Here is a 9,745-nt window from a genome sequence, read left to right as displayed (position 1 = left end):
AAAAAAACCGAGCCTATTAAGAAATAGACTCGGTTTTGAAAGTATTTACTTTTGCATTAAATCCAAATGATTGTTACAAATGCAAGTAACATTGTGAATGCAACTAACACTGCTGAATACATAAAGAATTGAATTATTCCAGTGCCTTTTTCACTTAAATGCATGAAGTAATACAATTGAAGGCCTACTTGAACACCAGCGAATAATAAAATCACTGGTACAACTAGATAAACTGAAAATCCAGCTTGAACTGCTGCGAATGCGATAAAAGTCAAGAAAATCATAACTGCAAAAACAGTTACTTGATTACGCATCGCTTGACCAGCTTTACGACGAGAATATTTATATTCTGCATCGTTTCTAGCTTCTACGTGTACGTCATGTGACATTATTTTATCACTCCCATCAAGTAAACTACAGTGAAGATGAATACCCAAACAACGTCGATAAAGTGCCAGTATAATGACGCAATAAAAAATTTAGGCGCATTATAAAGATTTAAACCACGTTTAGCATTTCTCAACATCAATAAAATTATCCATCCAAGACCAATAACTACGTGCAATCCATGTGTACCTACTAAAGTATAGAAAGAAGATCCAAATGCACTTTGAGTAAAAGTAAATCCTAAATGCACATAATGTGTAAATTCATAGATTTCAAATCCTAAGAATCCAAGACCTAAAATTACTGTAATTGCTAACCAAGCTTGCATTGCTTTAAAATTATAATTTTTCATGTGGTACATAGCGTACACACTTGTTAATGAAGAAGTTAACAGTAACATTGTCATAATGAATGCAAGTGGTAACTCAAATAAGCTTTGAGTAGAGAACTCCATGCCACTTGGCCCTTTGTTTTTAAGAGCTAAGAATGTTGCAAACAAAGTAGCAAATAGAACTGTTTCACCGCCAAGGAAGATCCAGAAACCAAGAACTTTATTTTTACCTTCTACAGTTGATTGCTCTGGATGTTCCGGCCATGATTGAGGGGTGAATTTAGTTTTTAAATCCATTATTTGTTACCCCCTTTTTCGTTCATTAATTCTTCTTTAGAAATATGATAACCTAGATCATCTTTAAGTGAACGTACAGCCATTGAACCAAAAGTAATTACTAGACCAATGATTAATACTGCAAGTGACCATGGTTTATCAGTATCTTGATTGTAAAGTGCACCAAAGCCTGAGATAAATAGACCGATTACCATTACGAATGGAATGAAAGAATTGTTAGGCATATGAATGTCTGTAACAGGTTCTGCATATGACATTCCTTCTTTGTTTCCTTCCATTTTTTCGATCCAATAAGTATCTAAGCCACGTACAAGTGGAGTTTGTCTAAAGTTATAGAATGGTACTGGTTGTTCAATTGCCCATTCAAGAGTACGTCCATCACCCCATGGGTCACGACCACATGGTTTGTTTTTAATTGTTGTGATAATAACATTGATCACTAACAAGATAACACCGATTGCCATTAAGAAGGCACCAACTGTTGAAATAAGGTTATACGTATCCAAACCTTGGTTTGGTAAGTAAGTGAATACACGACGAGGCATACCCATTAAACCTAAGAAATGTTGTACGAAGAACGTACAATGGAAACCAATAAAGAAGAATACAAATGTAATTTTCCCTAGTGTTTCATTTAACATTCTATTAAACATAATTGGCCAATAGAAGTGAGTAGCAGCAAGTAATGCTAACACGATACCACCAACAATAACATAGTGGAAGTGAGCTACGATAAAGTATGAGTCATGTAATTGGTAGTCAAGAGGAGCTGCTGCTTGCATAACCCCAGTAACACCACCAGCTACAAATGATGGAATAAAACCAAGTGCATAAAGCATTGGTGTAGTTACTTTAATTGAACCGCCCCAAATTGTACATAACCAGTTGAATACTTTCATACCAGTTGGAACAGCAATCGCCATTGTTGCAACAGCGAAGATAGCATTTGCAGTTGCACCTAGACCTACAGTGAACATATGGTGTGCCCATACCATGAAGCCAAGGAAACCGATTAAGATTGTCGCAAATACCATTGAAGAATAACCGAATAAACGTTTACGAGCAAATGTTGGGATAATTTCTGAGAAAATACCGAACGCAGGAAGTACTAAAATATATACTTCTGGGTGTCCGAAGATCCAGAATAAATGTTCCCAAATAATTGTATTACCACCCATAGTATGGTCAAAGAAGTTTGAACCAAACATACGGTCAAAGATCATAAAGAATAATCCCACTGTTAGTGGAGGGAATGCGAATAAGATTAATGCACTTGAAACGAATGTTGTCCAAGTCATTAAAGGCATACGCATAAATGTCATACCAGGAGCACGCATATTAATAATTGTAACAATGAAGTTGATACCTGAAATTAATGTACCTGCACCTGAGATTTGTAAACCGATAGCATAAAAGTCAATACCATGTCCTGGTGATGCTAGAGATAGAGATGCATATGAAGTCCAACCAGCATCAGGAGCTCCACCTAGTAACCATGAAAGGTTTAAGAAAACTCCTCCCCAGAAGAATAACCAAAAACCAAGTGAATTTAAGAATGGGAATGCAACGTCACGTGCACCAATTTGTAATGGTACAACAGCATTCATAAACGCAAATAACAATGGCATAGCAGCAAGGAAAATCATTGTAGTACCATGCATTGTAATAATTTCATTAAAGAGTCCCGCACTTACAAAATCATTGTTTGGTTTTGCAAGTTGGATACGAATGAGCATTGCTTCGATACCACCGATTACGAAGAACAATGTACCGGCAATAAGGTATAGAATGGCGATTTTTTTATGGTCTACTGTTGTTAAGTAGTTCCAAATTGTTGCGCCAAAGCCCTTTTTCTTTGCAGTTGAGCTCAAAACCTTAACCTCCTTCAAAATGATTCAAATAAATTTTACATTATTTTTCTACAGACAAGCCCATTAAGTAAGCTGCTAAAGCATCAAGCTCTTGATCTGTGAATTTTTTACCGTTATTAATTTTTTCAGGTTGAGGCATAGTATTACCTGGTTTAACGGCTTGTGGATCATTAATCCATTTTTTAATATTTTCTTTGTTATGATCTAACACACCTGCAACACGATTACGATCACCAAATGTAGCAAGGTTTGGTGCTAATCCAGTACCTTTACCTACACCAGATGTAGCGTGACAAGATACACAGCTAGTTTTAAAGATTTCTTCACCTTGTTTTTCAAGGTCACCTGTTGCAACTTGTTTATCAGAAGCTTTCATTTCTTTGACCCAATTATCAAAGTCAGCTCTGCTTAAAGTTTTAACTTTAAAGTCCATTAATGCGTGTGAAGGACCACAAAGTTCAGCACATTTACCGTAGAATACACCGTCTTCAAGATCTTTTGATTCTTTATCAAATGTTAAATAGAACTTATTTACATTATCAACGTTTGTATCCATTTTACCACCAATAGCAGGAATCCAGAATGAGTGCTTTACATCTCCTGCAGTTAGGTTGAAGTAAACTTTTTCACCTGTTGGTACTACTAATTCTTGTGATGTAACAATTCCTTCATTTTTATATTCGAATTGCCACCAATATAATTTAGCAGTTACGTTAACCGTAACAGGTTTGTTTTGTCCATCAGCCACTTTTGCATCCATCGCTTTTGTATCAGCAAGTTTATAAGTAAGAGCGACTGTTGGTACAGCTAAAATTAAAAGTAAAATAATCGGAATAGCTGTCCATAAAATTTCTAGCTTAGTACTACCCTCTACTTGCTTAGGAATTACGTCTTCCCCAACTCTTTTACGACGGAATTTCACAAGTGCAAGTACATAGATAATTACTACAACTAAAATAACTAGCGTCATAATTGCTGTAGCTAATAGCATTAAATTATGTTGTTCTTTTGCAACTTCACCAGCTGGAGATAAAGTAGATAAATAATTTTTACCACAACCAGAAAGGAAAACAATAAGTGCTGTTAGCATTGCAAATAGACGCCATTTTTTAAGCCCTTTCATCATAGCTTAATTAAACCCCTCTTTCTTTGTTGTATTTCATGTGTAACCAGGACTGTGGTTGTTTTATATGAATTCTTTAAAAAGAAAGAATCCCAAAATTAGCTTAAGACAGAAAAAATAATCATAGAAACAAATAAAATGGTCATATAGTTCAAAGAATATACGAACATTTTGTTAGCCCATTTTAAATCGTCTTTAGCTTTAAAACCTTTCAATGCAAGTACGAGCCAACCTAGGTTCAATACAGTTGCAAGGATGATATATCCTATTCCTAACTTCATTAATAGAAAAGGAAGTGGACACAATAGCGTTACCCAAAAAAGCATAGACTTTTTTGTTCTGTTGAACCCTTTGACTACTGGTAACATTGGGATACCAGCTTTACGATACTCTTCTGTTCGCTTCATAGCAAGCGCATAAAAATGCGGAGGCTGCCAAGCAAACATAATACAGAATAGCGCGAAGGTTTCTACCCTTAGTGAAGGTTCAACAGCAGCCCAGCCTATTATTGGTGGAATAGCGCCGGATATACTTCCCACAATTGTGTTACTAACATGTTTTCTCTTTGACCACATTGAATATAAGACTACATAGCTTATAATTCCCGCAAGTCCCCATACACCGGCAGCATATGATGCCATAAATAACAAAATTTCGCCCACAAATAAAAGGAAAAGGGCAACTGTCATCACAAATCGAGGCGAAAATCTACCGGTAACTGTTGGTCTTGACTTTGTACGCTTCATTACAGGATCGATATCTTGGTCTATATAATTGTTCATCGCTCCAGAACCAGCAATTATAAATGCAGAACCTATTAGAGCATAAACCATTATATCTAAATCTTGCAAAAAGTGCCTGTTAGTAAATTGAAATGCTAACCAAAGTCCTGTAAAAGTGGTTACTAAATTTGAATTAACAATTCCAATCTTAATAAGTGCTAGGAAATCCTTCAAAAAGGAGCTTGCTTTTGGCTCACTATTTCTACTTGTAGATAGTACCCGACTATTAGACATTATACCCCTCCTTTCAAAATGATAAGCATAATCTGTTAACCTTACTATAACTAAAAAAGGTGATTATTTCTAGACGAAATATGAAATTTTATATCTATGACTATAGGGAACCGTTAGCTCTAACACAATATATATATAGTAAATCATTTTATCTATTGATATTGTGAAGGTTATAATACGAAATTATGAACAATTTGTGAAATAGCAATTCCGTATGATTGTCAATACTTTTTACAAGTTGTATTTTCCCTCCATTTTCGATATCATCAAAACTGCAGGTATCACAAAAAGTGATTACTATATTCAAAGTAGGTGTCAATTAAATATGCAACAAAGTAAATACATGAAATGGTTTGCTGTTGCTGCGACAATTGGAATGATGCTCATATTATTGGGAGGGGCACTCGTTACAAAAACCGACAGCGGTATGGGCTGTGGTAGAAACTGGCCAGATTGCAACGGTTCCTTAATACCAAAACACATTACTAAAGAAGTTTTAATAGAATTTTCCCATCGTGCTGTGACAGGCTCTGTATCTATTTTTATCTTGGTCTTATCCGTTTGGTCCTGGAGAAAGCTTGGGTCTGTTCGTGAAGTAAAATTTCTTTCCTTTATGGCAGTATTCTTTTTAATCGCTCAAGCTTTAATAGGAGCTGCGCAAGTTTTATGGGGACAAGGCGACTTCATTTTGGCATTGCATTTTGGTATTTCTCTTATTTCATTTGCAGCAGTATTTTTATTAACTCTTATTATTTTCGAAGTCGATCAGAAATTTAATGTAAACAATGTACATATTGGTAGTACATTAAAATGGCATACAATCGGTGTCACGATTTACTCTTATCTAGTAGTATATACTGGGGCACTAGTAAGGCATACAAACTCAAGCTTAATCTGTCGTGACTGGCCATTTTGTCGAAATGATGACATAGGATTACCTGAAAATTTTTATGAATGGGTACAAATGGGACATAGATTTGCTGCCGGACTAATATTTGTATGGATATTAGTCATTACAATCCATGTTCTTAAACATTATAAAGACCAAAAAGTCCTTTATTGGGGATGGATTCTAGCATTTATCATTGTTTGTCTTCAAGTTATAGCAGGTATGGGTGTTGTTCTATCACGCCTTAATATTATTGTTGCATTATTACACACGCTATTCATATCATTATTATTCGGTCTTTTGTGTTACATGATTATGCTTATTTCTAGAAGCAATCAAAACTTAAATAATAAATAAAAAATCCCCCAAATTTCGGGGGATTTTTTCATTGTAAATACTTATTCCATTTCGATTAGTAAGTCTCCTGTTGAAATAGAATCTCCTGCTTCGACGAATATTTGTTTAATAACACCATCTTTAGGTGCTTGCACAGTTGTTTCCATTTTCATCGCTTCAGTAATTAGTAAATGTTCACCACGTTTAACAGGACTTCCAGGTGAAACAACTACTTTTAATACAGTACCAGGCATTGTTGCACCGATTTGGTCAGCGTTTGATGGATCCGCTTTTGGCTTACGTTCCCCCGCCACTTCAACTGTCATATCTTGAATGACAATTTCACGAGGTTGTCCATTTAGTTCAAAATAAAGGACACGAGTACCATCATGTTGTGGTTCGCCAATGGATACTAATTTTATAATCAGTGTTTTTCCTTTTTCAATTTCAACTTCAATTTCTTCTCCAAGTTTCAGCCCATAAAGGAATGTTAATGTATCTAGAACCGAAACATTATCGAACTTTTTCACTGTTTCCATGTATTCTTCAAATACTTTTGGATACAAAGAATAAGCCAATACTTCATGACTTGTAATCGGTCTATTATATTTGTTAAATAATTTATCACGAATTTCTTTAAAATCGACTGGCTCTAATAATTCACCTGGTCTAACAGTTATTGGTTCACGATCTTTCAATACTACCTTTTGTAATTCTTTTGGGAATCCGCCATATGGCTGGCCTAAATAACCTTGGAAAAATTCTATAACAGAATCTGGGAAATCTATTGTTTTCCCTCGAGCTAAAACAGATTTTTCATCTAAATCATTTTGCACCATAAATAACGCCATATCACCAACTACTTTTGATGAAGGTGTTACTTTAACAATATCTCCAAATAATAGATTTACGCGGGAATACATTTTTTTAACCTCTTCCCAACGATCTCCTAGGCCAACACCTTTTGCTTGTTGTTGTAAATTACTATATTGACCACCCGGCATCTCATGAACATAGATTTCAGAATGAGGGCTAATCATACCACTTTCAAAGTCTTTATAATATTTACGAACATCTTCCCAATAATAAGATAGTTTTTCAATACCCTCTATATTCGCACGAGCTTGACGTTTACTACCTTTCATGGCATAATACAAACTATTTGAGCTTGGTTGAGATGTTAACCCTGCCATAGAACCTAAAGCAGTATCTACGATATCTACACCTGCTTCTGCTGCTTTTGCATATAAGTAAATACCATTTCCACTTGTATCATGTGAATGTAAATGAATTGGTAAATCAGTAGATTCTTTTAATTCTGAAATTAAACGGTAGGCAGCTTCAGGTTTTAATAATCCAGCCATATCTTTGATAGCAAGAATATGGGCTCCAGCAGCCTCTAATTCTTTCGCCATTTGTTTGTAGTAGTTTACAGTGTATTTTGCTCTACCATCATCTAGAATATCCCCTGTGTAGCAAATAGCAGCTTCTGCAATCTTCCCAGCATTTCTTGTAGCGTCTATGGCTACTTCCATACCTTTGATCCAGTTTAAACTGTCGAAAATTCTAAAGATATCAATACCAGCTTCTGCTGATTTTTGGATAAACTCTTTGATTAGATTATCTGGATAGTTTTTATATCCAACTGCATTTGCCCCACGTAATAACATTTGGAACAATACATTTGGTATTTGTTCGCGTAATTTGATCAAACGTTCCCAAGGATCTTCTTTTAAGAATCGATATGCAACATCAAAAGTTGCCCCTCCCCACATTTCAAGGGAGAAATAATTATTCATAATCCTTGCTGTTTCGTCTGCAATTTCATGCATATCGTATGAGCGAACACGTGTAGCAAGAAGGGATTGATGCGCATCTCGCATAGTCGTATCTGTTAACAATAAATCATCTTGTTGTCGAATCCATTTAACTAATCCCTCTGGGCCTTGTTCATCTAAAATTTGTTTTGTACCAGAAGGAATGATAATTGAATGATCAACTTCTGGTTTATGAGGTTTTGGATAAATAGGTTTTTGTTTTTTTTCGATTCCAGGGAAACCATTTATCGTTACATTACCGATATAGCTAAGTAACTTTGTACCACGGTCACGCGCAGGTCTAAATAAAAACAACTCTGGTGTTGAATCTATGAAACTAGTATTAAATTTACCATCTATAAACTTAGGGTGTCTTACAACATTCTCCAAAAATGGGATATTCGTTTTGATACCACGAATACGGAACTCTTGTAAATTTCGATCCATTTTAGCCGCTGCTTCTTTAAATGTATTTCCCCAAGTAGAAACTTTTACTAATAATGAATCATAATGTGGAGATATAACAGCTCCTTGGAAACCATTACCCGCATCCAAACGAACACCAAAACCACCGCTTGAACGATATACCATTAGTTTTCCTGTATCAGGCATAAAATTATTTTGCGGATCTTCAGTTGTAACACGTGATTGAATAGCATACCCAAACAATGGGATTTTGGATTGTTCAGGAATACTAATTACATCTCCATGTAATGTATGACCAGCTGCAATATTAATTTGAGCATGGACAATGTCTATTCCTGTCACCATTTCTGTAATCGTATGTTCTACTTGAACACGCGGATTTACTTCGATGAAATAGAAATTATTATCTGATACTAGAAACTCGACCGTACCTGCATTAATATATCCAACGTTTTTCATCAGTTGCACAGCTGCATCACAAATTCTTTCTCGTAAATCTTGAGAAATTGAATTTGACGGGGCAATTTCAACTACTTTTTGATGTCGTCTTTGAATAGAGCAATCTCTTTCATATAGATGAACTAAATTCCCCTCTTTATCCCCTAGTATCTGAACTTCGATATGCTTCGGATTCAGAATACATTTTTCAACATAAACTTCATCAGATCCAAATGCTGCCTTTGCCTCTGATTTTGCACGTTCATATGCTTCTTTTGCATCCTCTGCATTATGTACTACGCGCATACCACGACCACCACCGCCGAGGGCCGCTTTAATCATCAATGGATATTGATGTTCCTCTCCAAAAGATAATACTTCCTCAAGAGATTCGACTGGACCATCTGTACCAGGGATTACTGGTATTCCAGCTGCGACAGCTTGTTCTCTTGCCTTTACTTTATCCCCAAACATATCTAAGTGCTTTGAAGTTGGGCCGATAAAAATAATCCCCTCTTCTTCACAACGTTTTGCAAACTCTAAATTTTCAGATAAAAAACCGTAGCCAGGGTGTATTGCATCAACACCTGACTCTTTAGCTATTTTCAAAATCCCTTCTATGTCGAGATAAGCATCAATTGGTTTCTTGCCATCCCCAACAAGATAAGCTTCATCTGCTTTATAACGGTGAAAAGAACCGCTATCTTCTCTTGAATAAATCGCCACTGTGTGAATGTTCATTTCTGTACAAGCACGGAAAACGCGAATAGCTATTTCTCCACGATTAGCTACTAGAATTTTTTTAATTGGCATA

Annotated in this window: 7 protein-coding genes; 1 reads left to right on the top strand and 6 read right to left on the bottom strand. The window is 35.7% G+C overall.

All coding sequences use genetic code 11. The annotated features are described in order from the left end of the window. Positions 1–56: 56 nt before the first annotated feature. The 5 genes from D1606_RS04195 to cyoE all read right to left on the bottom strand — a co-directional run bounded on the left by D1606_RS04195 (position 57) and on the right by cyoE (position 5,025). Positions 57–389 carry a cytochrome C oxidase subunit IV family protein gene (locus D1606_RS04195; RefSeq protein ID WP_119414757.1) on the bottom strand — a complete coding sequence of 111 codons (333 nt, stop codon included), beginning with the start codon at positions 387–389 and terminating at the stop codon, positions 57–59. Continuing rightward, the gene (locus D1606_RS04190; protein WP_119414756.1) at positions 389–1,015 is read right to left on the bottom strand and encodes a cytochrome (ubi)quinol oxidase subunit III; all 627 of its coding nucleotides are present in this window, start codon (positions 1,013–1,015) and stop codon (positions 389–391) included. Before D1606_RS04190 ends, D1606_RS04195 begins: the two co-directional genes overlap by 1 nt. Beyond that, entirely contained in the window at positions 1,015–2,886 is a 1,872-nt protein-coding gene (gene ctaD / locus D1606_RS04185) for a cytochrome c oxidase subunit I (protein ID WP_119414755.1), read from the bottom strand. The genes D1606_RS04190 and ctaD overlap by 1 nt, the downstream gene beginning before the upstream one ends. Before the next feature lie 40 nt (positions 2,887–2,926). Beyond that, positions 2,927–4,012: a cytochrome c oxidase subunit II gene (gene coxB / locus D1606_RS04180; RefSeq protein WP_119414754.1), complete on the bottom strand. Its 1,086-nt coding sequence runs from the start codon at positions 4,010–4,012 to the stop codon at positions 2,927–2,929. A 95-nt stretch (positions 4,013–4,107) separates the two neighbouring features. Continuing rightward, complete coding sequence (gene cyoE, locus D1606_RS04175) at positions 4,108–5,025, bottom strand: heme o synthase (protein WP_119414753.1); 918 nt, start codon at positions 5,023–5,025, stop codon at positions 4,108–4,110. A gap of 325 nt (positions 5,026–5,350) precedes the next feature. Here cyoE and D1606_RS04170 point away from each other — a divergent pair, with 325 nt between their 5' ends. Further along, positions 5,351–6,271 carry a COX15/CtaA family protein gene (locus D1606_RS04170; RefSeq protein ID WP_119414752.1) on the top strand — a complete coding sequence of 307 codons (921 nt, stop codon included), beginning with the start codon at positions 5,351–5,353 and terminating at the stop codon, positions 6,269–6,271. A 41-nt stretch (positions 6,272–6,312) separates the two neighbouring features. Here the strand turns inward: D1606_RS04170 and pyc are convergent, their stop codons facing one another. After that, positions 6,313–9,744 (bottom strand): pyruvate carboxylase, encoded by a 3,432-nt coding sequence (pyc, locus tag D1606_RS04165; RefSeq protein WP_119414751.1) that lies wholly within the window; start codon positions 9,742–9,744, stop codon positions 6,313–6,315. Between the last annotated feature and the right edge of the window lies 1 nt (position 9,745).

Origin of the sequence: Rummeliibacillus sp. POC4 (genome assembly GCF_003576525.1) — a bacterium.
GTDB lineage: Bacteria > Bacillota > Bacilli > Bacillales_A > Planococcaceae > Rummeliibacillus.
The sequence above is the reverse complement of the archived record's forward strand: the minus strand, read 5'-3'. Positions and strand labels throughout refer to the sequence as shown.